22 protein-coding genes and 1 pseudogene are annotated in these 23,523 nt (G+C 39.1%); 22 read left to right on the forward strand and 1 reads right to left on the reverse strand.

The features are described 5' to 3' along the window. Complete coding sequence (locus T498_RS0111775; protein WP_028236079.1) at nucleotides 1-1,206, forward strand: hypothetical protein; 1,206 nt, start codon at nucleotides 1-3, stop codon at nucleotides 1,204-1,206. Here the strand turns inward: T498_RS0111775 and T498_RS0111780 are convergent. Further along, entirely contained in the window at nucleotides 1,203-2,291 is a 1,089-nt protein-coding gene (locus T498_RS0111780; RefSeq protein WP_028236080.1) for an endonuclease/exonuclease/phosphatase family protein, read from the reverse strand. The two genes, T498_RS0111775 and T498_RS0111780, sit on opposite strands and share 4 nt — an antisense overlap. A 103-nt stretch (nucleotides 2,292-2,394) precedes the next feature. On the opposite strand from T498_RS0111780, the gene T498_RS0111785 reads away from it, so the two are divergent. The 21 genes and pseudogenes from T498_RS0111785 to truB all read left to right on the forward strand — a co-directional run bounded on the left by T498_RS0111785 (nucleotide 2,395) and on the right by truB (nucleotide 23,522). Continuing rightward, on the forward strand, nucleotides 2,395-3,630 hold the full coding sequence (locus tag T498_RS0111785) for an MFS transporter (protein ID WP_028236081.1): 1,236 nt from the start codon (nucleotides 2,395-2,397) through the stop codon (nucleotides 3,628-3,630). 78 nt (nucleotides 3,631-3,708) lie between these two features. After that, complete coding sequence (locus tag T498_RS0111790; RefSeq protein WP_028236082.1) at nucleotides 3,709-4,338, forward strand: hypothetical protein; 630 nt, start codon at nucleotides 3,709-3,711, stop codon at nucleotides 4,336-4,338. Nucleotides 4,339-4,361: 23 nt separating this feature from the next. Then, nucleotides 4,362-5,051 carry a response regulator transcription factor gene (locus tag T498_RS0111795; RefSeq protein ID WP_028236083.1) on the forward strand — a complete coding sequence of 230 codons (690 nt, stop codon included), beginning with the start codon at nucleotides 4,362-4,364 and terminating at the stop codon, nucleotides 5,049-5,051. Nucleotides 5,052-5,172: 121 nt separating this feature from the next. After that, nucleotides 5,173-6,540, forward strand: coding sequence for a sensor histidine kinase (locus tag T498_RS0111800; protein ID WP_051524749.1), 1,368 nt, complete (start codon nucleotides 5,173-5,175; stop codon nucleotides 6,538-6,540). 84 nt (nucleotides 6,541-6,624) lie between these two features. Continuing rightward, the gene (locus T498_RS0111805; RefSeq protein WP_028236085.1) at nucleotides 6,625-7,377 is read left to right on the forward strand and encodes a hypothetical protein; all 753 of its coding nucleotides are present in this window, start codon (nucleotides 6,625-6,627) and stop codon (nucleotides 7,375-7,377) included. 33 nt (nucleotides 7,378-7,410) lie between these two features. Further along, nucleotides 7,411-8,334, forward strand: a complete 924-nt coding sequence (locus tag T498_RS0111810; RefSeq protein ID WP_028236086.1) for a chemotaxis protein — start codon at nucleotides 7,411-7,413, stop codon at nucleotides 8,332-8,334. A 305-nt stretch (nucleotides 8,335-8,639) separates the two neighbouring features. After that, complete coding sequence (locus T498_RS16350) at nucleotides 8,640-10,535, forward strand: hypothetical protein (RefSeq protein ID WP_028236087.1); 1,896 nt, start codon at nucleotides 8,640-8,642, stop codon at nucleotides 10,533-10,535. Then, complete coding sequence (gene hisH / locus T498_RS0111820; RefSeq protein ID WP_028236088.1) at nucleotides 10,532-11,137, forward strand: imidazole glycerol phosphate synthase subunit HisH; 606 nt, start codon at nucleotides 10,532-10,534, stop codon at nucleotides 11,135-11,137. The genes T498_RS16350 and hisH overlap by 4 nt, the downstream gene beginning before the upstream one ends. Nucleotides 11,138-11,182: 45 nt before the next feature. After that, on the forward strand, nucleotides 11,183-11,944 hold the full coding sequence (gene hisF, locus T498_RS0111825) for an imidazole glycerol phosphate synthase subunit HisF (protein ID WP_028236089.1): 762 nt from the start codon (nucleotides 11,183-11,185) through the stop codon (nucleotides 11,942-11,944). Between the two features lie 125 nt (nucleotides 11,945-12,069). After that, nucleotides 12,070-12,843: a hypothetical protein gene (locus T498_RS0111830; RefSeq protein WP_028236090.1), complete on the forward strand. Its 774-nt coding sequence runs from the start codon at nucleotides 12,070-12,072 to the stop codon at nucleotides 12,841-12,843. Nucleotides 12,844-13,546: 703 nt separating this feature from the next. Continuing rightward, entirely contained in the window at nucleotides 13,547-14,263 is a 717-nt protein-coding gene (locus T498_RS0111835; RefSeq protein WP_028236091.1) for an IMP cyclohydrolase, read from the forward strand. 13 nt (nucleotides 14,264-14,276) lie between these two features. Beyond that, a pseudogene (locus tag T498_RS0111840) lies at nucleotides 14,277-15,461 on the forward strand (phosphoribosylaminoimidazolecarboxamide formyltransferase); the annotation flags it as partial. 178 nt (nucleotides 15,462-15,639) lie between these two features. Further along, complete coding sequence (locus T498_RS0111845) at nucleotides 15,640-16,149, forward strand: hypothetical protein (protein ID WP_028236093.1); 510 nt, start codon at nucleotides 15,640-15,642, stop codon at nucleotides 16,147-16,149. A gap of 209 nt (nucleotides 16,150-16,358) precedes the next feature. Continuing rightward, the gene (gene rimP / locus T498_RS0111850) at nucleotides 16,359-16,829 is read left to right on the forward strand and encodes a ribosome maturation factor RimP (RefSeq protein WP_028236094.1); all 471 of its coding nucleotides are present in this window, start codon (nucleotides 16,359-16,361) and stop codon (nucleotides 16,827-16,829) included. 15 nt (nucleotides 16,830-16,844) lie between these two features. Further along, on the forward strand, nucleotides 16,845-18,026 hold the full coding sequence (nusA, locus tag T498_RS0111855) for a transcription termination factor NusA (RefSeq protein ID WP_028236095.1): 1,182 nt from the start codon (nucleotides 16,845-16,847) through the stop codon (nucleotides 18,024-18,026). Next, nucleotides 18,026-18,292 carry an RNase P modulator RnpM gene (gene rnpM / locus T498_RS0111860; RefSeq protein ID WP_028236096.1) on the forward strand — a complete coding sequence of 89 codons (267 nt, stop codon included), beginning with the start codon at nucleotides 18,026-18,028 and terminating at the stop codon, nucleotides 18,290-18,292. The genes nusA and rnpM overlap by 1 nt, the downstream gene beginning before the upstream one ends. Next, complete coding sequence (locus tag T498_RS0111865; protein ID WP_036978503.1) at nucleotides 18,282-18,587, forward strand: L7Ae/L30e/S12e/Gadd45 family ribosomal protein; 306 nt, start codon at nucleotides 18,282-18,284, stop codon at nucleotides 18,585-18,587. Before rnpM ends, T498_RS0111865 begins: the two co-directional genes overlap by 11 nt. Nucleotides 18,588-18,603: 16 nt before the next feature. Then, nucleotides 18,604-21,267 carry a translation initiation factor IF-2 gene (gene infB / locus T498_RS0111870; protein ID WP_081779758.1) on the forward strand — a complete coding sequence of 888 codons (2,664 nt, stop codon included), beginning with the start codon at nucleotides 18,604-18,606 and terminating at the stop codon, nucleotides 21,265-21,267. Continuing rightward, complete coding sequence (rbfA, locus tag T498_RS0111875; RefSeq protein ID WP_028236099.1) at nucleotides 21,267-21,647, forward strand: 30S ribosome-binding factor RbfA; 381 nt, start codon at nucleotides 21,267-21,269, stop codon at nucleotides 21,645-21,647. Before infB ends, rbfA begins: the two co-directional genes overlap by 1 nt. Continuing rightward, nucleotides 21,640-22,617, forward strand: coding sequence for a DHH family phosphoesterase (locus T498_RS0111880; RefSeq protein WP_036978505.1), 978 nt, complete (start codon nucleotides 21,640-21,642; stop codon nucleotides 22,615-22,617). Before rbfA ends, T498_RS0111880 begins: the two co-directional genes overlap by 8 nt. Beyond that, nucleotides 22,617-23,522, forward strand: coding sequence for a tRNA pseudouridine(55) synthase TruB (gene truB / locus T498_RS0111885; RefSeq protein ID WP_028236101.1), 906 nt, complete (start codon nucleotides 22,617-22,619; stop codon nucleotides 23,520-23,522). Before T498_RS0111880 ends, truB begins: the two co-directional genes overlap by 1 nt. The last annotated feature ends 1 nt before the right edge of the window (nucleotide 23,523 follow it).

Genomic DNA, 23,523 nt, shown 5'->3' on the forward strand with positions numbered 1-23,523 from the left:
ATGGGATTTTTTTCTAGAAGACAAAAGAAAAGAGAAATGAGAACGGCCAGAATCGACGACGCATTCAACCGTGTATATTCTCAGATAGAAGGCATCGACAATTGGGATGATCCAAAGAAGCTTGAGCGTTATATTCTAGATTCCTGTGAGCAGATTATCGCATCTACGAAGGCGATGGAACGTCAAAAGATGGAGTATAGAATCGTAACCAGATATCTTAATGACATCAAGGCTCTTGAAAATCTTCCTAAAGAGCAAGCTAAGGATTTGCGCACAACTGCAACACGTATATGTGAGTTGGAGCAGTCATTAATTGATGCCAGAGCTATCCAAAGAAACATCTCAGATGAACAGTACGAAGTGATTTCTGATGATGAATCTGATATGCCAGAGATAATTAATCGCTTTTCAGCTGATGAGCTTTACCAGGCAAAGCTTAAAAGAAATCTTGCTTATCTTGAAGGCGAAAAAAGCAGATGGGAAATAGAGCGTGAAGACCTACAGACCCAGGTAAAGCTTTTTAAAAAGATGGCTATCGCAATAATGGTTTCATTCATGACACTTATTATTCTTTTAATGGCCATGTACAATGTCTCCAAAACAGATATATCTATGTGGGGACTTGTTGTTCTTTTCGTATGCGCTGTCAGCGGATTTGTTGTTTTCCTTAGACAAAACACAATCGCAAGAGATAACAAGGTGGCAATCGTACATTTGAATCAAGCTATTAGTATGCTTAACGTGGAGCGAATGAAATATGTTAATGTTACGAATAGCGTTGAGTATTCTAAGGATAGATATTTTGTAAATAATGCTGCCGAGCTTCAATATGTATGGGAGCAGTATCAGGACAAGGTTAGAGATCAGCGTAGATATATTGAAAATAACGAAGACTTAGAATTCTATAGCAATAAGCTTGAAAAGATTCTTGGAAGCTTAGGACTGGCGGATGATAAGATCTGGCTAAATCAGGTAAATGCTCTTATAGATAGGCAGGATATGGCAGATTGCCGTCATAGACTTGTCTTACGAAGAAAGAAAATCAGAGATAGATTGGACGATCATAGAAAGATTGTTCAGGAAGAAAGAAATGAGATAGATAGGCTCATGAGTAGCCACGAGCACTATCTACCTGAAATTCAAGAGATTATTAAGTCTGTTGATAAGCTTTGCGGTACAGGTGCAAGCAATAAGCAGGATGCTTAATTTAGCGTAAAATCCATATAAATTGGATTATGATCGGAGTATGCAAAATCTGTATCCATTACGTTTGCGTAATCCACTGTAATGTTTGGCGAAACAATAAAACCATCAATGGTGAGAACAAAAGAATCCTTTGTATAAGGTTTGTTTGCATTTCTACAAGATGGAACAGGATGTTCTTTATCTATTGGGGCAACTAATATAAGACTGTCATCCAATAAATCCAGAGGAAATGGTTTTGCCCAGTCAGCATTGTTTTCTTCTGTATTAAAATATTTAGAAGAATCAATTAGAAAATCCTTATTCATGTCACCGCCTGCAACTACGTAGTTGCCGGCATTGTATTCAGCCAAAATATCATCGTTTAGCATAATGATTTGGTTTTCTGCTGTAGATGGGTCAGTGGTGTAGGCGGAAAGATGAATGTTAAAAATAACAAGCTGCTTACCATTGTCCACGTTGAAATAGTTTTTTGAATAACATCTGTCTAAATCAATAATTCGTGTTATCGCGTTTTCTACTGGAAGAGAACGACGTATGGCACTTTGAATCTCGACAGGAGTAACTGTAAGAACACCAGCCTCGGATTTACCATGAGGTTGAGTGATAGGGTATAGCAAAAACGGGCTATCATAATTAATTGCAAATGTGAAATTAACAGGCTTGTTTGGGGTGTTAATGCCCTCGACTAAAGCCTTCATTTCATTAATGTGGTAGCTTCGTGTGGAATTTAAATCCACTTCCTGAAAAATATAAAAATCAGGAGTGAGGCTATTTACAGAATCAATTGCGCCCTGAATATTCTTGTTTACATCATTTTCTGAAAATGCCCAGGATTCAGTGCCGCCATCCATGAAGAAAGAGTATTCTGGAGAGTAAGCGCCAAATCCTATGTTAAAAGAAGCTATTCTATATGAATAATTTGTTGTGATAAGTGGCTTATGGATTTTGTTTAGACTTTGTACATTTAGTTCGACGTTATCTGGAATGCGATGAAATGACAGCAGCACATAAATAGCGTAGCCTAAAAGTGCTACGAAAATAAGGGATATGAATACTATGATAGGTTTAAAAATCTTTTTGTTCATATCGTTCCTTTCATTGTACAACGCTAAGTTAAATATAGCACAAAAACTCGCTATTCTTAGATTTTTCATAATATCTTAACGAATTTATCAAAGGAGGATTCTCGTGATACAAAAATTAAAGGCTTCAGTGGAATTTAGATTGAATTTATCTTATGTGATAGCTCAGGGACTATATTGGATGATGGTATGCTGTACTGTTAGTCTGGGCTCTACATATCTTTCTAACCGTGGCTTCTCAACAGTTAGTATAGGAGCACTCTTTGCAGTGGCATATCTGCTTGCGACAATACTTCAACAGGTGTTTTCTACAATTACAGATAATTCTTCGAGGATAAATGTCTTAGATGTTTTGGTGGTCTTTGGAACACTTTTAGCACTGGTGCTACTGGTGGCTTGTGGTACAAATGGAAAGAGTATAGCAACCGGGGTTACTTTTTTGTTAGGGGCAATGCTTTCTACAATGCTTCAACCTTTCTTGAATGCTCTAAATTTTCATATCCAAAAATACAATATAAAAATGAATTTTGGCGTAGCGAGAGCTAGTGGTTCCTTTTTCTTTTTTGTTATGAGTCTGCTGGCTGGTAACCTTATTAAAGGTGTATCTGAAAAAGCGGCACCTGTTCTTGGATTTATAGTTACCGTAATCTTTATCGCTACTATAATTTGGATTTATCTAGAGCTTAAGAATACAGGAATAAAAATAGAAGAAATATATGATCCTTTTTCTTCTACATCGAAATCTCGTGGTTTACAGGTGGATACGATAAAAGAATTCATAGTCAAATACAAAATGTTCTTTGTATTTTTAATTGGCTTAGTTGGATTCTTATATGGTCATCTTTTGATTAATAATTTCTTATATCAGCTGGCAGTTAATGTAGGAGGAAATGAGGCTGATGTAGGAGGGCTTTTAGCTTGGCAAGCAATCGTTGAGCTTCCAGCTATGATTTTCTTTGCATGGTTAAAGGATAGATTTGGTTCTAAAAATCTTCTGATACTATCAGCTGTCTTTTATGTAATTAAAATATTTACGGCGAGCCTTGCTTCATCTGTAGGATTGTTATATTTATGCATGACCTTCCAGGCGTTATCATTTGCAGTGTATATTCCTGCATCGGTGCATTTTGTGGATGAAATCATGACTGATAATGATGCTGTGAAGGGCCAGGCATTTATCACAATCGCAATGACTATAGGCAATTTGCTATCAAGTTTGCTTGGAGGAATATTTATTAAAATAATTGGTGTAAGTGCATCACTTTGGGTTGGAACGGTTATTACATTAGTAGGCGCAATAGTAGCAATTTACAGTCTGTTATTAATCAATGATAAAAAATAAGTTAATATTAAAAAGCTGTGGATTTTTATAATGTAAATTGTTAAAATAATTATATACAAATATAAAAAAAGGATTAATATGGCTAAGTACAATATTGGTGGATACATTTTCGATGATGAGAATAAAGCTAAGAAAGCCGCCAAAGAGCTAAAAGCTGTGGAGTACATTTTAAGCCAGGTTAAGGATGCCGACGAAAAAGGCGTGCTTACCGTTTACAAGAAACTCCTTAATCAAAAGCTTTTTTCCACTGAAATTGGTATGAGCTTTTTACAACAGCTTAGGCAGAATTTGGTTGCTTCTGGAGCGTTTGCTGAGGAAGAGATTCCAGAGGTTTACACTCTAGATGAGCCAAAAAGTGACTCTGCAAGCACCGTTGTTGCAGAACCTAAGCCATCAAAAGAGCCAGTTGCTTCGCCAAAGCCTGAAAAGACTAAACCTAAAAAAGAAAAGACCGATAATAAAAATGTGACTAAAGCCAAATCGGATAGCTCAGAAATTCGAAGGCTTAAAATAGTCAACAAGGTTCTATTAATCCTTTGCATTACACTTTTGTTGTGCGTCATCGGAATGTTTTATGTAAGTACTACAATAAACAGTCCGACAATCCTCGATTACGAGGAAAAGCTTATAGATAAGTATTCATCTTGGGAGCAAGATTTAACAGAGAGGGAACAAGCTCTTAAGGAAAAGGAACTTAATCAACAATAATTTTCAAGGATGGGGTTGGTGTTATGTCGAGAAACAAAATTCTTGTGGCTGATGATGAAAGCCGTATGAGAAAGCTTATTAAGGATTATCTTGTTAGGGAGGATTACGAGGTAATCGAAGCCGAAAATGGGGAACAGGCTTTGGATATGTTCTATATGGATAGCGAAATTTCGCTCATCATATTAGACGTTATGATGCCAAAGGTTGATGGCTTCGCAGTTCTTAAGGAAATTAGAGAAACATCATCTATTCCAGTACTTATGCTTACAGCAAAGGGCGAGGAAAACGATGTGCTAAATGGTTTCGAGTTAGGTGCAGATGAGTACATTAATAAGCCATTTTCACCAAAGATTCTGATGGCTCGTGTTAATGCGGTTCTCCGCAGAAGCACAGATGATTCCATTGGCAAAAAGGTTGTTGAGGCAGGTGGCATTCAGCTTGATGTTGATGCTCATGTTGCAACAAACGATGGCAATCCAGTAGAACTTTCTGTTAAAGAGTTCGAGCTCCTTTATTACTTCATTAATAATGAGGGCATTGCTCTTTCAAGAGAGAAGATTCTTAATCACGTATGGGATTATGATTACTTTGGAGATGCCAGAACAATCGATACTCACGTAAAAAGGCTTCGTAGTAAGTTAGACGATAAGGGAAATTACATCAAGACTATCTGGGGCATGGGGTATAAATTTGAAGTCGACGCAAAGGTCTAATAAAATTAATCGCCAAATTGTAGGTTTGATAGTGGCCATAATTCTAGGGTCACTAGTCATTGTGAGCATACTATCATCCTGCTTTTTAGGCGATTATTATATTTTTGAGAAAAGACAGGATATGAAAGCATTATATGGAATCATATCCGAAAGATATAACAAGGATCAGTTGTATGGAAGCGAACACATGTCAGAAACAATTGCCTTGTTTGACAATTATTCAGTGTCTTGTGTTATCACAGGCGCTGACGGGGAGCCTCTAGTTTCATCCAATACGGATTCTTCGGTTTTGTTAAACCAACTCAATTATTCCATGTTTTCGAATGATGAATCAACTGAAGTAGTGAATGCCACGGAAGAGTATGAGATTTTTACTCAGGTATACCCTGGGGCAAATGATGAGTACCTGGTTTTGCTAGGTGTATTACCTGACGGTAATATTGTGTTCATCAGATCTCCTCTTGCACATATGGGGCATGCAACATCTATTACAAATAGATTCTTCTTTTGGATGGCAATTTTATCAATTATTATTACTGCATTACTTAGTAAGGTTGTTATTACAAGATTCATGCAGCCTCTGTTTGATATTATTGATATTACAAAGAGAATTTCAAATTTCGATTTTGATACCAGCTATAGGCCACAACGTTTTTACAACGAGATGGACGACTTAGGAGAACATGTCAACGAAATGGCTACCACTCTTAAAAGAGCTATCACTCAGCTTAGAGCTGCAAATGAAAGTTTAAAGCACGATTTGGAAGTGAGAGAAGAGACAGAAAACATGCGTAAAGAATTTGTCTCAAATGTTTCTCACGAACTGAAGACTCCAATCGCTCTGATTCAAGGATATGCAGAAGGCTTGCAGGAAGGTATCATGGAAGATGAGAACAGCAGACAAATCTACCTTGATATCATCATCGATGAAGCTAATAAAATGAACCGACTGGTTAGAGAGATGCTTATTCTTAATCAGCTTGAGGCTGGTCAGATGAACATGGATCTGGTTGATTTTGATGTTACTGAGATGATTGATAGTGTGGTTGATAGCAATCAAATCAACTTTGAGGCACAGGGAATTTCTTATTCTTTTATTAATAAGGAAGAGTGCCTGGTACATGCAGATGAGTTTTTGGTTGAGCAGGTTATCACCAATTTCATCAGCAATGCTATACATTATGTAATGAACGAAAATATTATTACCGTTCGATATGATTTTGTAAAAAAAGGAAAAGTTCGAATTAGTGTATTCAATTCAGGTAATAATATTGCAAAGAAAGATATTAAACACATTTGGGAGAAATTCTATAAGGCTGATAAAGCCAGAAGCCGCGAATATGGTGGAAGTGGTATTGGATTATCGGTTGTTAAGGCAACTATGGAGCTTCTACATGAGAAATTCGGAGTAGAAAATCTTGCAAATGGTGTTGAATTTTGGTGTGAATTATCATTGGCAAAAGACAAAAAAATCAACAAAAATTCATAGAATTTTCTGATTTTTTATGTTGAACAATACACATATTAATGCTAACATACCATTAATGATTAGTTTATTTGTCTAGGAGATAACATGAAAATTAAAAGATTTATCCTTTTAATTTCACTTTTGTGTTTTTCTCTACTCTTCACAGCATGTGGGGAACCACTATATGAAATGACTGATGAAGAGGAGGCAATTATTACATTATATGCCTCGAAGGCTGTTTCTAAATTTAATAAGAATCAGACTATTGGCATAGCAAATGCTCGTGTCAGGACGGGCGAATTGGATGAAAGCTATGAGCCTAATCAAGAGGAAATAGTTGATAATTCCGAGGGAGAAAATGCAGAGGTTGAGATTGATCCGGAAACGGGAGAACCAATCACATCTGTAGATAATCCTGAGGGAGAGGATTCCGGCGAATCATCTTCTGATGGAGGATATTCCTTTACCACAGCAGTAGACATATCTGGTGTTGAATTCACATGTTCAGAATTCGCTGTTTCAAATGAATTTAAGACACCTAACTATGTGCTTAGCCAGGTATCTGGAAAGCAGTATTTGGTACTTACAATCGATGCCGAAAATACATCTGGTTCCGCTGTTGATTTTTCCGATTATTCAAATAGAACTTATAGTCTTTCACTGAATGGTGGCGAGAAATCAAGTGTTCAATATACGCCGTTATCTAATGATTTAGCAAATTATGATGGCATACTGGCAGCTGGTGATACAAAAACATTTATTTTAGTATTTCTTTTCAGCAATTCGTCAGTAGAAAATATATCATCTCTTGAGCTATTTGTTACAAGTGATGGCACAACAAGAGGGACAACCATATAAATCAGTTTATGATTTAAATGAGAGGAGATTTGCATGGATACTAATATTTTATTGGAATCGGGCACTAACGAACTTGAGGTACTTGAATTCAAAGTTGGCAGCAATTTCTATGGAATTAACGTTGCCAAGATTAGGGAGATTTTGTTATACCAACCGGTTACGCCATTACCAAATGCACATCCTTCCATTGAAGGAATCTTCATGCCAAGAGATATTATGATTTCCGTTATCTCTCTTCGCAAATGTTTGAATATTACAGAAGAAGCCACCACAGATGGCCTATTCATTATTACAAACTTTAATAGTTTGAATACAGCCTTCCATGTAGACGAGGTTCTTGGCATCCATCGTGTATCATGGGAAGATATTATTAAACCAGATGCGACAATCAGCTCTGATGAATCTGGTGTTTCAACTGGTGTTATTAAGCTTGAGGATAGATTGGTTGTTATCCTTGACTTTGAGAAAATCGTTACAGATATCAATCCAGAGACTGGTCTTAAGGTATCTGAAATGGATGATTACGAGTCTCACGATAGAAGCAAATCGCCTATCATGCTTTGCGAAGATTCACCACTTCTTTCAAAGCTTATTGTTGAGTGCTTAAAGAAAGCTGGTTACACAAACCTAATTGTCAATATGAATGGACAGGAAGGTTGGGACAAGCTTGTTGAGATGCACAAAGCAGGAACTGTTCTTAATGATGTACATCTTATTATCACTGATATTGAGATGCCACTCATGGATGGTCATCGCCTATGCAAGCTTGTAAAGGAAAATGAGACTTTAAAGAACATACCTGTAATTATCTTCTCATCTTTGATTAACGATGAAATCAGAAGAAAGGGCGAGAGCCTTGGTGCCGATGCCCAGCTTACCAAGCCTGAAATTGGTAAACTTATCACTGTAGTTGATGAGCTTGTTGCTAAATATGAGGATGCTCGTCGAGGAAATTAAAAATTTAAATCAGAGGGGTATGCCACGCATGCCCCTTTATTTGATTAAGGTGGTTAATGATATTTAAAAGCCACACAGCGTAGATGATAAAACTGTAGACGAAAAGTTTATTGATAAAAATGCGCATTTAAACCTTGTGATAAAATGTAAGCATCAAGCTATTATAATTCTTAAGCGGAGCTTTCCATGCGAAGCGTAGAATTATAATGCTTGTAGCTGTAACATTTTATTTCATAAACTACAAGCATTTTTATTCCACAACCTAAAGTCAGTTTTATCTCACAAACTATAAGGGGGAGGGCAAAATGTCTCAGTCAGAGGACTACTTGGATGGACTATTAAATTCAATAAATAAGGCTAAGACTGATGCTATTCAGGTCCAGGAGAATGCCCAAAAGAAGCAACAGCAGGTTAAAGAGACTAGAAAGGCTGTGGCTCCAGACGAAGACTTTCTTACTGCGACAGGGATCAATTTAGAAGACGTTCAGACGAAGACCTCACATCCATACCTCAGGAAAGTTCTTTCTGAGGAGGATTTTTTGCGGGAATTTGAGGAGGAATTGGAGTCAGAGGACGTCGATTTATTTATATCTAATTTTGAACAGGAAATTGACGATGAGGAGCGATACTTCCAGGAGACAGGCAAGATGCCTGAGTCTGAGGGAGTGGTTGCATCCTTGATCGATAATATAAATAATGTTGTAAGCGATGAGCAAAAGAAGCTGGAAGATGAGCCTGAGGACGAACCGTTGGAGGAAGAGCCAGCAGATGAAGAGGCTGATGATTTGCTTGCAGATGTAATGTCAGATGAGCCAGAAGATGAGCCTGAACCAGCGCCAAATGAAGAGGCTATTGAAGAGGTGGCAGAAGATGATGAGCCGATTTCGTTACCTGATGATGACGATATTGATTTATCGGAGTTTATAGAAGAATCTGATGAAGAGGCTGAAGAGAAGCCATTGGCAGAAGAACCAGCTGAAGAATCAGAAGATGATGATTTAGGATTTTCTTTAGATGATGTCACATCAGATGTAGAAGAAGAGCCTCTTGATGATTCACTGAAAGAGTTTATGCCAGATGAGATGGATGCCATTGACGAGGCAGAGTTTGCTGATGGAGAAGAGCCAGATTTGTCTGGTGGCGGTGACCTTGATTTAGAAAACCTTCTTGATGGTGATGATGAAGATCTTCTTGATATACAGTCTATTTTGAACGGTGACGAAGAAGGTCCTAGTGGTGATATCGATCTTGAAGGTGAGGAAGCACCAGAGGCCTCAGAACCAGCTGAAGAAGAGGACGGCAAGGGCAAGAAAAAGAAGAAGAAGGGGAAAAAAGAAAAGGGCGAAAAGAAAGAAAAGAAACCTAATCCTATCTTACAAAAACTTGCTTTGATATTCTTTGGACCTCCTGATGAAGATGAGCTTGCAGAGATGGAGGCAGCAAAGAAAGGTCCTGTTGAGATAACCTATGATGAGGAAGGAAATCCAATAGTTCCCGAGGAAGAGGAAGATCCAAAGGCTAAAAAGAAGAGAGAAAAAGAAGAGAAGAAGGCTGCAAAAGAGGCAGCTAAAAAGGAAAAAGAGGCAGCCAAGAAGGAGAAGGCAAAAGAGAAAAAAGAAAAGCCAGAGAAGCCTCCGAAGCCTAAAAAAGAGAAAAAACCAAAAGAACCAGATAATTCTCCCAAAATTCCTATTTCCATTATTCTCACATTTTTGGTATTATCTATATCAATAATTGGTGTAGTAATGGTTGGAATGACATTTACTGGTATAAAACGCCACATGGCACAAGCTAATGAGTATTTTGAGGCTGGAAATTATATTGCTGCCTACGAAAAGCTTAATGGCTTTGATTTATCAGATGAAAATGTTGCTCTACTGAGAAACCAGGCAAGAACTCTTGCTGATTTGCAGTTATGTCAGCAACAGTATGAAGCTTTCATGGGCTACGAGAAATACAATTTCGCTCTTGATGCACTTATCATTGGAGTAGGTCGATATGAGAAATACAAAGATGATGCTGAAGAGTATGGTATTTCTGACAAATACGAAGAGTATGGCTCAACAATTATCTCAGAGCTTCAGGAGAGTTTTGGATTGACAGAAGAGCAGGCGCTGGAAATCTATAATCAGCCAAACAGACATTACTATACAATAGAACTTAGAAAGGTGCTGAGAGGGCTAGGGTTACCAGACGTATGATTGCAATACTAGATTATGATGCAGGAAATATTAAAAGTGTAGAAAAAGCATTTAAAATCCTTGGTGAGGATACTGTCCTCACCAGGGATTTTAGTGTAATTAAAAGAGCCGACAGGGTAGTGTTACCAGGTGTCGGTTCTTTTGCTGCGGCTATGGAAAATCTCAAGAAGTATGAGCTTGACAAGGCGATTCATGAATTCGTTGAAAGTGGAAAGCCATTTCTTGGAATTTGTTTAGGCTTACAGCTATTATTTGAATCAAGTGAAGAATCTATTGGTGTCGAAGGACTTGGAATACTGGATGGAAAAGTTATTCGTATTCCAGATGGTCCAGGAATAAAGGTACCTCATATAGGATGGAATTCACTGGATTTCCCTAATAAGGGAAGATTATTTGAAGGAATTGATGAAGGCTCATTTGTATATTTTGTTCATTCATATTATTTAGAGGCCGCTGATCCATCAATTGTTACAGCAACAACAGAATACGGTGCGCATATACATGCATCTGTTGAAAAGGACAATGTTTTTGCATGTCAGTTCCATCCAGAAAAATCTTCAACAGTAGGACTTAAGATACTAGAAAACTTTGCTAAACTATGAGGATAAGCCTTCTTTTAGGCTGGATGAATTATATAGGAGAATAATATGCATACAAAACGAATCATTCCCTGCCTGGATGTAAAAGATGGCAGAGTAGTTAAAGGTGTAAATTTTGTAGATTTGAGAGACGCAGGAGACCCTGTAGAAATAGCGGCAGCCTATGATAAGGCTGGCGCAGATGAAGTGGTATTTTTGGATATCACTGCATCTTCAGATGGACGTGACACAGTGGTTGATATGGTGCGCCGTGTAGCAGAACAGGTTTTTATTCCATTTACAGTTGGTGGCGGTATCCGCACAGTAGATGATTTCAAAGCGCTTCTTAGAGAAGGAGCAGATAAGATATCGGTAAATTCTGCAGCAATTGATAATCCTAAGCTTATTTCAGATGCAGCTGATAAGTTTGGAAGACAATGTGTTGTGGTGGCTATTGACGCTAAAAAGCGTGCTGATGGCAGTGGATTTAATATCTTCAAGCATGGCGGCAGGCTTGACTGTGGCATTGATGCAGTTGAATGGGCTATCAAATGCGAGAAGCTTGGTGCTGGAGAGATTCTACTCACATCTATGGACCAGGATGGAACAAAAGCTGGTTTTGACATCGAGCTGACATCAGCCATTTCTTCCGCAGTATCGATTCCTGTTATTGCTTCAGGCGGTGCCGGCAAAATGGAACACTTCAAAGATGCATTAACTGTTGGCGGCGCTGATGCAGCACTAGCGGCCTCACTTTTCCATTATAAGGAGCTTGAAATAGTGGATTTAAAGAAGTATTTACGAAAAGAAGGAATATCAGTCAGACTTTAATTGTACAAGGCCAGTTCACAGAATTAACAAAATAATTATGTAATATAATTATAAGTATAACTGTAAGTTTGTGACGACATAAGGAACAAGGATGTTCGGGTTTTAAATTCAAAGGAGTGATGTTTATGTCTTTGACGATTAATTCTTTTGGTAATAATTCAATCTATTCATTGTTTGGTGGTAGTTCATCAGGCGTGAATTCTATGTTTGGAGGCTTGGAAGGCTCCCTTTCAAATTTAGCCCAGATTAAATCAGGTTCATATGGAAAGCTCGTTAAGTCATATTATTCTAAGTATGATACTGACGGCAATTTGAAGGACGGCTCTAAGGTGAAGTCTAAAGCTGAGACATCTAATTTGAGTGAGGTTAGAAATGACACTTCTGATTTAAGCAAGGCTACGGATAAGCTTTTGGCTAAAGGAAAGAATTCTCTTTGGGAGCAGGTCGAGACTACAGATGACGAGGGCAATACTACTAAGGACTATGATAAGGATTCTATCTACAATGCAATCAATGATTTTACGAAATCTTATAATGAGCTTGTAGACAGTGGACAGAAGTCTTCAAATACTGGAGTGCTTACACAGGTTGCTGCAATGGTAACCACATCTGCTAAATCAGCCCAGACATTAGGAAAGGCTGGTATTACAATTGACAAGGATAACCATTTACACGTAGATGAAGATTTTCTTAAAAATAAGGCAAACATGACCTACGTCAAAGACTTGTTCAATGGAACAGGCAGCTACGCATATCAAGTAGCTACAAAATCATCAATGGCTAATTCCTACGCAAGCAACGAATTGTCAAATATCACTGGCCGTAAATCATATACAAGTACCGGTGACTACTCATTATCAGCAGATGATATGATTAGCAAATTTAATACTACCACATAAAGTAGCTGTTACCATTCACAGTTATTATAAAGGGGAAGCTCCTCACCCATAAAGGCCGCCCGCCTTGCTCACACAGCGTGATTTTGCGAATATTACTGTTTTTCTTATGGGCCGAATTTATGCATCGCACATGTGTCTTGTTGCGGAATGAACCATTTTGAAAAATGTTTTTTAGGTGGCGGACACTTAAGTTTTTTATGTACTTCTAAGACTGAGGGGACTTGGTTTCATATTACGCTTGCTAAGTAACATGACAAAGCAGGTTTTGCATATCTAGGTACCGTGGCACATTCAACATCGTGTTTTAAGTGACCACTTGCGCTGCCGTCCATGGCAGCGCATACCTATATATTGCAAAACCTGCTTTTATGTTACTAAGCTCGCTCCAAAATCAACCAAGTCCCCTACAGTCTAAGAAGTACACTTTACACTAGGTTGTGTGTCCGCCACACAAAAACTTTTTTTCAAAATTGTACAGGTCTGCAAAAGACACATGTAAATAAAAGATGCATAAATGGCCTATTAGAAAAACGTAATATTCATGCAATACGCTGTGTGAGCAAGGCGGGCGGCCTGTATGGGTGAGGAGCTTCAAGATAAGACTTACTGTGAATGGTAACGAGTGGATAAATTTGGGGTAGACATAGCTCATGGGTTCAGTTATAATTTGTGGCGGAAACAAAAGACACTATAGGAGGAACCCATGGTAGTAAAATCTTTAGCAAAAGAATTAGCAGAAACTACGTACCCAGGCAGAGGCATTGTCATTGGCCGTTCAGAAGACGGAACCAAGGCTGTCTCTGCTTATTTTATTATGGGGCGTTCTGAGAATTCTAGAAACAGAGTATTCGTAGAGGAAGGTGAGGGCATTCGTACAGAGGCATTTGATCCATCGAAGCTTACAGACCCTAGTCTTATTATCTACGCACCAGTTAGAGTGCTAGGCTGTGACACTATTGTTACTAATGGTGATCAGACTGACACAATTTATGATGAGATGAAGGCTGGCAAGACATTTGAACAGTCACTTCGTTTACGTGAGTTCGAGCCAGATGGCCCTAATTTCACACCTCGTATTTCAGGTCTTCTTCACATCGAAAACGGTGAGTTTAACTATCTAATGTCAATTCTTAAATCTAACATGGGCGACAGTGATTCATGTAATAGATACACTTTTGATTATTCTAATCCTAAGGCTGGTTCAGGCCGATTTATTCACACATATATGAATGATGGCAATCCACTTCCTTCATACGAAGGTGAGCCAACACCAATTGAAATCAAAGGGAATATTGATGAGTTTACATCTTTAATTTGGGAGAATTTAAATAAAGATAACAAAGTATCACTTTTTGTACGTTACATTGACATTGCAACAGGCGAATACGAAACTCGTATCGTAAACAAAAACGTACGTTAAGAATTACAGGAGGAGAATAATGAAAGAATTGGAATTAAAGTATGGTTGTAACCCTAATCAGAAGCCTAGTAGAATTTATATGGAAGAGGGAGAACTTCCAATCGAAGTGCTTTCTGGTAAGCCAGGTTATATCAATTTCTTAGATGCATTCAATGGTTGGCAGCTTGTATCAGAGTTGAAGAAGGCTACAGGTCTCGCAGCGGCAACTTCTTTTAAGCATGTTAGTCCAGCCGGCGCTGCAGTAGGACTTCCTCTTTCAGACATAGAGCGAAAGATTTACTGGTGCGACGATTTAGATATGGAGTTCACTCCACTTGCAAATGCTTATGCAAGAGCAAGAGGCGCAGATAGAATGTCATCTTTTGGAGACTTTATTTCTCTCTCAGATGTGTGCGACGTTGCAACAGCGAAATTAATCAAGCGTGAGGTTTCAGATGGTGTCATCGCTCCAGGTTATGAGCCAGAAGCGCTTGAGATTTTAAGAGCAAAGAAGAACGGCAATTACGCTGTAATCAAGATTGATCCAAATTATGTTCCAAAGCAGCTTGAGCGCAAGGAAGTATTTGGTATCACATTTGAGCAGGGCCGAAATGAGCTTGTGATTGACGATAATTTCTTTGCAAACATTGTTACTGACAATAAAGAATTTACAGAGCAGGCAAAGATTGATCTTGCAATTGCAATGATTACTCTTAAGTATACTCAGTCAAATTCTGTATGCTATGTAAAGGATGGCCAGGCAATCGGAATCGGTGCAGGTCAGCAGTCACGTATCCACTGTACAAGACTTGCTGGTCAGAAGGCAGATAACTGGTGGCTTCGTCAGGCACCAAAGGTGCTTAATCTTGACTTTGTTGATGGTATCAAGAGAGCTGATAGAGATAATGCAATTGACCTTTACATCGGCGAGGAGTTTGAAGATGTAATTGGCGATGATGTTTGGCAGAAGACATTTAAGACACGTCCTTCTGAGTTTACTAAGGCAGAAAAGCGTGCATGGCTTGATAAGATGACAGATGTTGCTTTAGGTTCTGATGCATTCTTCCCATTTGGAGATAACATAGAGCGTGCTCATAAGTCTGGTGTTAAGTATGTTGCTCAGCCAGGCGGATCAGTAAGAGATGATAATGTTATTGAAACATGTAATAAATACAATATGGTAATGGCATTTACAGGACTTCGTTTATTCCATCACTAATATCAGAATAATGTTAATAATATCAAGGACATGGCTTTTGCCATGTCCTTGTTTACATTTGTAACATTACTGATTGTCGACACAATTGAAATAGTGTATACTAATTCTTGCTGCGAGCTAATTAATTTTTGCTATTCTGAGAAAGGCAGATAATCGCGGCGTGGGAGGATGATTTTTTATGATCAACAGTATTTTATTACCTGTTTTGCTTACTGTTGTGGGAGTAGTTATACTTGGGTTATTTTTGGTAAGTAGTAGAAAAAAGAACAATGGGAAATCTTTAAGAAGAAAAGGGTTTAAAATGTCAGTGGCTCATATGCTGACAATGTATCTTATATATTTTTTATATAATATGTTAGCTTCTAATAAATGTTTTCGACTATCAAAAGAGGTACAAATATTTCTAATACTAGGTGTTGGCATCATAGTTTATATGGGATATTGCATTTTGCATGAAGATAAAAAAGCTGCAGAAAGATATGGTGGAATTAAATCCATATTAATTACAAATATAATTTGTGTTACATGTTGGATTATCACGATATCACTATATTCATTTGACGAATTGTTCAAGATTAAAGATGGTGTTGTGCACGTAGCTACCGCCGATTGTATTTGGTTTTTTGTTGTGCCAATCTATGTAGTGAATACATCCATTTTATTAATCAAATATAGGTGTAGGCGATAGTTACCATTCAAAGTTTGTTTTTGGAGGCCACAGCAGGGGTGAGGGCGTCATAAATAAAACCTTGAAAAATCAAATAATTCTGATATAATTAATTGTGTTATTGAAGAGAGCGACTAAAAGAGAGAGCAATTTGGCTCTCTCTTTTATTTATGTTTTGCTCAAAAAGCATCAGCTTTTTTTGGTTCTAAAACTGAATAAGGAGGACATTTATGTCAAAACACACCGATTACGAAAAACGTACGGAAGAATTGATTACTCCTATTCTTGATGAGATGGGCTTTGAGCTCTACGACGTTGAATACGTTAAGGAGGGCGCTGATTATTATCTTAGAGCCTACATCGACAAGGAAGGTGGAATCACAATTGATGATTGCGTGGATGTAAGCCGTCGCATGAACGATTTACTTGACGCAGAGCCACAGATTGGAGGAGATGATGGATATATCTTCGAAGTTAGCTCCCCAGGACTTGGCAGAGTATTAAAAAAGGATAAGCATTTAGAAAAGGCAATTGGACAGGATGTAGATATTAAGACATACAAGCCTGTTAATGGAGCCAAGGAATTTACAGGAACACTTAAAGCCTTCGATAAGGACACTATCACAGTAGAGTTCGAAGATGGCATTGAACAGTTCAATAGATCAGAAGTTGCACAGATTAGATTATCAATAGATTTTTAATATTTAGGAGGAAATATGGCAGCTAATACAAATGATTTTTGGGATGCTCTTACAGATCTCGCAAAAGAGAAGAATATATCAATGGAAGTTTTAATCGAGACAATCGAGAATTCACTTCTTATTGCTTGTAAGAACAATTACGGAAAGGCTGATAATGCATCAGTAGATATCGATGAAGCTACTGGCGAATATCACGTTTACCTTTCAAAGACAGTTGTTGATGATGTTTTAGATCCTGTTGAAGAGATTTCTCTTACAGATGCTCAGAACATCGACGGCAAATACCAGATTGCTGATGTAGTTAAGGTTGAGGTTAAGTCTAGAGACTTCGGCCGTATCGCAGCTACAGCAGCTAAGAACACAATCACACAGAAAATCCGTGAAGAAGAGCGCAAGGTACTTTACGAGGAGTACTATGAGCTTCAGCACAAGGTTGTTACTGGTGTTGTTACACGTTTCTCTGGCAACAATATCCATGTAAATCTTGGCAAGCTTGAGGGATTCCTTTCTGAGAGCGAGCAGGTTAAGGGCGAGTACTACAAGGCTCAGGATCGTATCAAGGTTTACATCGTAGAGGTTAAGACATCTAATAAGGGACCACGTATCCTTGTTTCTCGTACTCATCCAGAGCTTGTAAAGAAGCTTTTCGAGGAAGAGGTTTCAGAAGTACGCGATGGTATCGTAGAAATTAAGTCAATCTCTCGTGAGGCTGGTAGCCGTACAAAGATTGCTGTTTGGTCAAACGATGAGGACGTTGATCCAGTAGGAGCTTGCGTAGGTCAGAATGGTGCACGTGTTAATGCAATCGTTAACGAGCTTCGCGGTGAGAAAATCGATATCGTTGAGTGGGATGAGAACCCAGCATACCTTATTGAAAATGCACTTTCACCTGCAAAGGTTGTTGCAGTTGTTGCTGATGCAGATGAGAAGAGCGCTCGCGTAGTTGTTCCTGATTATCAGCTTTCACTTGCAATCGGTAAGGAAGGTCAAAATGCTCGTCTTGCTGCACGTCTTACAGGCTTCAAGATCGATATTAAGAGCGAGACTCAGGCTCGTGAGGCAGGCGATTTCATCGACTTAGATGACGAGTACTATGATGATGAAGATGAATACTATGATGAGGATGGCGAGTTCACAGAGGAAGAATATTCAGATGATGAATATGTAGAATCTGAGGAGTCATCTGAGGAAGAGTAATGGTTACTAAACAACTACCTCTTAGAAAATGTGTGGCATGTAATCAGATGTTTGAAAAAGACAAGCTGTTTCGCATTGTTAAGCTGGCTGATGGCATTGTATATGATAAAAGCTACAAGGCCCAGGGCCGCGGCTCATATGTTTGCAAGAATAAAGCTTGCATCGATATGGCCATTAAGAAAAAAGCATTTAACCGTTCATTAAGAATGGCTGTTCCTACAGAGGTAATTGAAAATTTATACATGGAGTTGGAGAATGACAGATAAAGCACTAAACATGATAAGCATAGCAATGAAGGCAGGAGCTTTGGTTAGCGGTGAGTTTGCCTGTGAGCAAGCCATCAAAGATGGAAGCGGTGAGCTTTGTATTGTGGCTTCAGATGCATCCGATGGTACGAAAAAATCATTTTCTAATTCTTGCAATTTCTACAATGTTAAATACGTAGAATACGGAACAAAAGAATCGTTAGGTCATGCAATTGGAAAAGAATATCGGGCATCAATTGTAGTGTGCGATGAAAATCTATCCTTAAGCATCCTTGATAAGATACAGAAGGCGTAGATAAGGAGGATATTTGATGGCAAAAATTAAAGTACATGAATTAGCTAAAGAGTTAGGGAAAGAGAGTAAGGACGTTATTGCTTTCCTTGGCGCTAATGGCATAGAGGCAAAGGCAATGAGTGGAGTAGAGGATGATATGGCAGAGAAGGTTCGCAAGAATTTTTCTAAGTCTGAAAAGGCAGCTGCACCTAAGGCAGAGGCAAAGAAGGAAGAGGCTCCTAAGGCTGATGCAAAGAAGCAGCGTCCAGCTGAAAAGAAGAATGTTTTCGTAGTTAGACGTGACGGAAACGACGATAGAAAGAGACGTAATAATGCTGGTGGTAACCGCAACGATAGAAATGATCGCGGTGAGCGCAGAGACAATCGTGAGAAGAAGCCACAGAACAATGAGGTTACAAGAGGTCCTATCAGACCACGTACATTCTCAGATGGTCTTCGTCCATCTCAGAGAGCATCAGCTCAGTCTACAGATACAGAGTTCGTTTCAAAGAAGAAGCCAGCAGATGCTGAGAACAACAATCGTCAGGAAAAGCGCGGAGATAGACAAGAGCGTCCAAATCGCCAGGAGCGTCCAAATCGTTCTGAGAGAAATAACGACAGAAACGATAGAAACAACGAAAGAAATAACGATAGAAACAACGACAGAAGAGATAATCGCGATAATAACAGAGGTGGCAGACCATCTGCAAATGGTGACAGACCTTCACAGAGAGGCAATAATCGCCCATCTCAGGCAGCACCAGCAGCTGATGTTAATCCATCTAACAACGCTAAGGGCGGACGTCGTGATGACAAGAAAAAGAAAAACAACCGTGATAACAACAATTTAGGTGGTAAGAAGCAGGAAAACTTCATCAACCTTGAGAAGAACGGTGGTAAGAAGAAAAAGAACAATGGTCCTAAGGCTCCAGAGCGTAACATGGATGAAGTTCTTACAATTACTATCGCTGATAGAATCACTATCAAGGATCTTGCTGACAAGATGAAAGTTCAGGCATCTGCGGTAGTTAAGACACTCTTCATGAAGGGTAAGATGGTTACTGTTAACCAGGAGGTTGATTTTGAAGAGGCTTCTGAAATCGCACTTGAGTTCAACTGCATCTGCGAAGAAGAAGAAAAGGTTGATGTTATTGCAGAGCTTCTTAAGGAAGAAGAGGAAGACACAACAAACTTCCCATCACGTCCACCTGTTGTCTGCGTAATGGGTCACGTTGACCACGGTAAAACATCACTTCTTGATGCAATCCGTGATACAAAGGTTACAGACCGTGAGGCTGGTGGTATCACACAGCACATCGGTGCTTATACAGTTTCAATCAATGATCAGGATATTACATTCCTTGATACACCAGGTCATGAGGCCTTCACAGCAATGCGTATGCGTGGTGCTAATTCTACAGATATCGCTATCCTTGTAGTAGCTGCTGATGATGGTGTTATGCCTCAGACAGTTGAAGCTATCAATCATGCTAAGGCTGCTGGAATCGAAATCATTGTTGCAATCAACAAGATTGATAAGCCAAATGCAAATATCGATAGAGTTAAGCAGGAGCTTTCTGAGTACCAGCTTATTCCTGAGGATTGGGGCGGAAGCACAATTTTCTGTCCAGTATCAGCTCACACAAAGGAAGGTATCGACAACCTTCTCGAGATGATTCTTCTTACAGCAGAAGTGCTTGAGCTTAAGGCTAATCCTAAGCGTAAGGCTCGTGGTCTTGTTATCGAGGCTCAGCTTGATAAGGGACGTGGTGCTGTTGCTACAGTACTTGTTCAGAAGGGTACACTTCACGTTGGTGATCCTGTTGCCTGCGGTAGCTGCCATGGTAAGGTTCGTGCCATGATCGATGATACTGGTGCACGTGTTAAGACAGCTGGTCCTTCAGTTCCAGTTGAGATTCTTGGTCTTTCAGAAGTTCCAAATGCAGGCGAAGTATTCATGGCATTTGATTCTGAGAAGGAAGCACATGCATTTGCAGATACATTCGTAGCAGAGCACAAGAATCGTCTTGTTGAGCAGACTAAGTCTAAGATGTCTCTTGACGCACTCTTCAGTGAGATTGAGTCTGGTAACCTTAAGGAACTTGATATTATTGTTAAGGCAGACGTTCAGGGTTCTGTTGAGGCTGTTAAGCAGTCACTTGAAAAGCTTTCAAATGAGGAAGTTGTTGTTAAGACAATTCACGGCGGTGTTGGTACAATCAATGAATCCGATGTAGTTCTTGCATCTGCTTCAAATGCTATCATCATCGGCTTTAACGTACGTATTGACCCACAGGCAAAGGCTACAGCTGATAGAGAAGGCGTAGATCTTCGTCTCTACAAGGTAATCTACGATGCAATCAATGATGTTGAGGCTGCTATGAAGGGTATGCTTGATCCTGTATTCGAGGAAAAGGTTATCGGACATGCAGAGGTTCGTCAGATATTCAAGGCATCTGGTGTTGGAAACATTGCTGGTTCATATGTTACAGACGGTTACTTCCAGAGAGATTGTATGGTCCGCGTAACTCGTGAAGGCGAGCTTATTCACGAAGGAAAGCTTGGTTCTCTTAAGAGATTCAAGGATGATGTTAAGGAAGTTAAGTCTAACTTCGAGTGCGGTCTTGTTATTGAAGACTTCAATGATGTTCAGGAGATGGATATCATCGAGGCATACATTATGGTTGAGGTACCTAGATAATGAGAAAGAATTCAGTAAAAAACACACGTATTAACGAAGAAGTTATGCGTGAGCTTTCAAATATTATTCGTCTTGAGGTTAAGGATCCTCGCATCTCACCTGTCACATCTGTTGTGTCAGTTGAGGTTGCGCCAGACCTTAAGACATGTAAGGCTTACATTTCAGTATTAGGCGATGATGAGGCTGTAAAAAAGACAATCGAAGGCCTTAAGAGCTCTGCAGGTTTTATACGCCGAGAGCTTGCCCATCGAGTTAATCTTAGAAACACACCTGAGATTACATTTGTAAGTGATCAGTCCATCGCTTATGCTGCGAAGATGAGTAAATTAATCGACGAGGTGAATGCACCTCTTCACGAGAGAGATAATCAAAATGATTAATAATTTTAATGAATTGATTGCAGGCGCTAACACAATCGCTATCAGCGGACATATTCGTCCTGATGGTGACTGTGTAGGCTCATGCCTCGCAGTATACAATTACATAGTCACTTATTATCCAGATTGCGATGTGCATGTTTATCTTGATCCTATTCCAAACATTTTTAAGTTTCTTAAGAATGCAGATAAGATAGAAGATATACATGAGGTATCAGAGGATACAGTCTTTGATTTGTACATTGCACTTGATTGTAGTGAAGGTGGTAGATTAGGAGATGCTTTTGCTTATTTTGAAAAGGCTAAGCATACAATCTGCATTGATCATCACTGCACAAATGGTGGATTTTCTGAGTACAGCTATATCGTTCCTGACGATAGTTCTACTTGTGAGCTTATCTACAACCAAATTGGCAAAGATAAAATCACAAAAGATATTGCAGAATGCCTATATCTCGGTATTATTCATGATACTGGCGTGTTCCAGTACTCATGCACTACAGAGGCCACAATGGCAGCTGCTGGTTTTCTTATGACAAAGGGAATCGACTATCCTAAGATTTGTACTGATACATATTTTGCCAAGACAATGATTCAAAATCGCATGCTTGGAAAAGCATTGTTGGGCTGCAAGACATATCTTGACGGCAAAGTCATCGCAGCTGTAATCACAGCTGATGATATGGCAGAATTCGATGCACAGAGCAAGCATTTAGAGGGCATTGTTCAACAGTTACGCGACACTACAGGTGTTGAGGTTGCTGTGTTCTTATATGAGCTTGAAGATGGCGATTTTAAGGGTAGTACACGTGCCACAGGCGATGTAGATCTTACAGTCATTACAGGTAAGTACGGAGGAGGCGGACATAAAAAGGCCGCAGGATTCTCCGTTAATACCAAAGCACCATGGGACGTAATTGACGATATCGTTTCTATGGTAGAAACACAATTAAAAGAGTTAGGAATGTACTGATGAATAGTGGCATAATTAATGTTTACAAGGAAGCCGGGTATACTTCATTTGATGTGGTTGCCAGGCTTCGTGGCATTTTAAAGATAAAAAAAATTGGGCATACAGGTACTCTTGATCCTGATGCAACAGGTGTGCTTCCTGTTTGTGTAGGTAAGGCTACCAAGCTTTGCGATATGCTTACAGATAAGGACAAGGTGTATGAGTGCGTTATGGCACTTGGTGTGGAGACTGACACATACGATATGAGTGGTCGCATTCTAGAGAGGAAGTCTGTTACATCTACAGAAGAACAGGTAGTAGAGGCTATTGAAAGTTTTGTAGGTGATATTATGCAGGTACCTCCTATGTATTCAGCCTTAAAGGTAAATGGCAAAAAGCTTTATGAGCTTGCCAGGGCTGGCATAGAAGTAGAGCGTAAGGCAAGGCCGGTTACTATTTTTAGCATAGATATTCTTGATATGAAGTTGCCGGAAGTTACTATAAGAATTCACTGTAGCAAGGGGACTTATATCAGGTCTTTATGTCATGATATTGGTCAAAAGCTTGGATGCGGTTGCGCCATGAGGTCTTTAATCCGTACCCGGGTCAGTATTTTTGATATTGCCGATGCCCGTACTTTAGATGAAATTGAACGCATAGTTAATGCAGGCAATTTGGATGGCATTATGCTTCCACTTGATCAGGCATTCGAAGGTATGCCTACAGTTTTTGTTATTCCAGAGGAAAATGCAATCAGGCTTGCGATTAATGGTGCGGCTATAGAGCAGGAAAGAGTTTTTGCAGAGTCTTTAAGCACCTTTGAAGAGGGAGTAAGATACAGAGTATATCTGCCGGATAATCGATTCCTTGGAGTATATAGCTTTATCGATTCAAAATTTAAATTGGAGAAATTCTTTCTCGAATAAT

This window comes from Pseudobutyrivibrio sp. MD2005 (genome assembly GCF_000621865.1).
Classification (GTDB): Bacteria; Bacillota; Clostridia; order Lachnospirales; family Lachnospiraceae; genus Pseudobutyrivibrio.

Bases quoted from the DNA above. Each gene is read 5' to 3' on its own strand.
- T498_RS0111775 (WP_028236079.1), top strand. From the start codon at position 1: ATGGGATTTTTTTCTAGAAGACAAAAGAAAAGAGAAATGAGAACGGCC.
- T498_RS0111780 (WP_028236080.1), bottom strand. From the start codon at position 2,291: ATGAACAAAAAGATTTTTAAACCTATCATAGTATTCATATCCCTTATT.
- T498_RS0111790 (WP_028236082.1), top strand. From the start codon at position 3,709: ATGGCTAAGTACAATATTGGTGGATACATTTTCGATGATGAGAATAAA.
- T498_RS0111795 (WP_028236083.1), top strand. From the start codon at position 4,362: ATGTCGAGAAACAAAATTCTTGTGGCTGATGATGAAAGCCGTATGAGA.
- T498_RS0111800 (WP_051524749.1), top strand. From the start codon at position 5,173: ATGAAAGCATTATATGGAATCATATCCGAAAGATATAACAAGGATCAG.
- T498_RS0111805 (WP_028236085.1), top strand. From the start codon at position 6,625: ATGAAAATTAAAAGATTTATCCTTTTAATTTCACTTTTGTGTTTTTCT.
- T498_RS0111810 (WP_028236086.1), top strand. From the start codon at position 7,411: ATGGATACTAATATTTTATTGGAATCGGGCACTAACGAACTTGAGGTA.
- T498_RS16350 (WP_028236087.1), top strand. From the start codon at position 8,640: ATGTCTCAGTCAGAGGACTACTTGGATGGACTATTAAATTCAATAAAT.
- hisH (WP_028236088.1), top strand. From the start codon at position 10,532: ATGATTGCAATACTAGATTATGATGCAGGAAATATTAAAAGTGTAGAA.
- hisF (WP_028236089.1), top strand. From the start codon at position 11,183: ATGCATACAAAACGAATCATTCCCTGCCTGGATGTAAAAGATGGCAGA.
- T498_RS0111830 (WP_028236090.1), top strand. From the start codon at position 12,070: ATGTCTTTGACGATTAATTCTTTTGGTAATAATTCAATCTATTCATTG.
- T498_RS0111835 (WP_028236091.1), top strand. From the start codon at position 13,547: ATGGTAGTAAAATCTTTAGCAAAAGAATTAGCAGAAACTACGTACCCA.
- T498_RS0111845 (WP_028236093.1), top strand. From the start codon at position 15,640: ATGATCAACAGTATTTTATTACCTGTTTTGCTTACTGTTGTGGGAGTA.
- rimP (WP_028236094.1), top strand. From the start codon at position 16,359: ATGTCAAAACACACCGATTACGAAAAACGTACGGAAGAATTGATTACT.
- nusA (WP_028236095.1), top strand. From the start codon at position 16,845: ATGGCAGCTAATACAAATGATTTTTGGGATGCTCTTACAGATCTCGCA.
- rnpM (WP_028236096.1), top strand. From the start codon at position 18,026: ATGGTTACTAAACAACTACCTCTTAGAAAATGTGTGGCATGTAATCAG.
- T498_RS0111865 (WP_036978503.1), top strand. From the start codon at position 18,282: ATGACAGATAAAGCACTAAACATGATAAGCATAGCAATGAAGGCAGGA.
- infB (WP_081779758.1), top strand. From the start codon at position 18,604: ATGGCAAAAATTAAAGTACATGAATTAGCTAAAGAGTTAGGGAAAGAG.
- rbfA (WP_028236099.1), top strand. From the start codon at position 21,267: ATGAGAAAGAATTCAGTAAAAAACACACGTATTAACGAAGAAGTTATG.
- T498_RS0111880 (WP_036978505.1), top strand. From the start codon at position 21,640: ATGATTAATAATTTTAATGAATTGATTGCAGGCGCTAACACAATCGCT.
- truB (WP_028236101.1), top strand. From the start codon at position 22,617: ATGAATAGTGGCATAATTAATGTTTACAAGGAAGCCGGGTATACTTCA.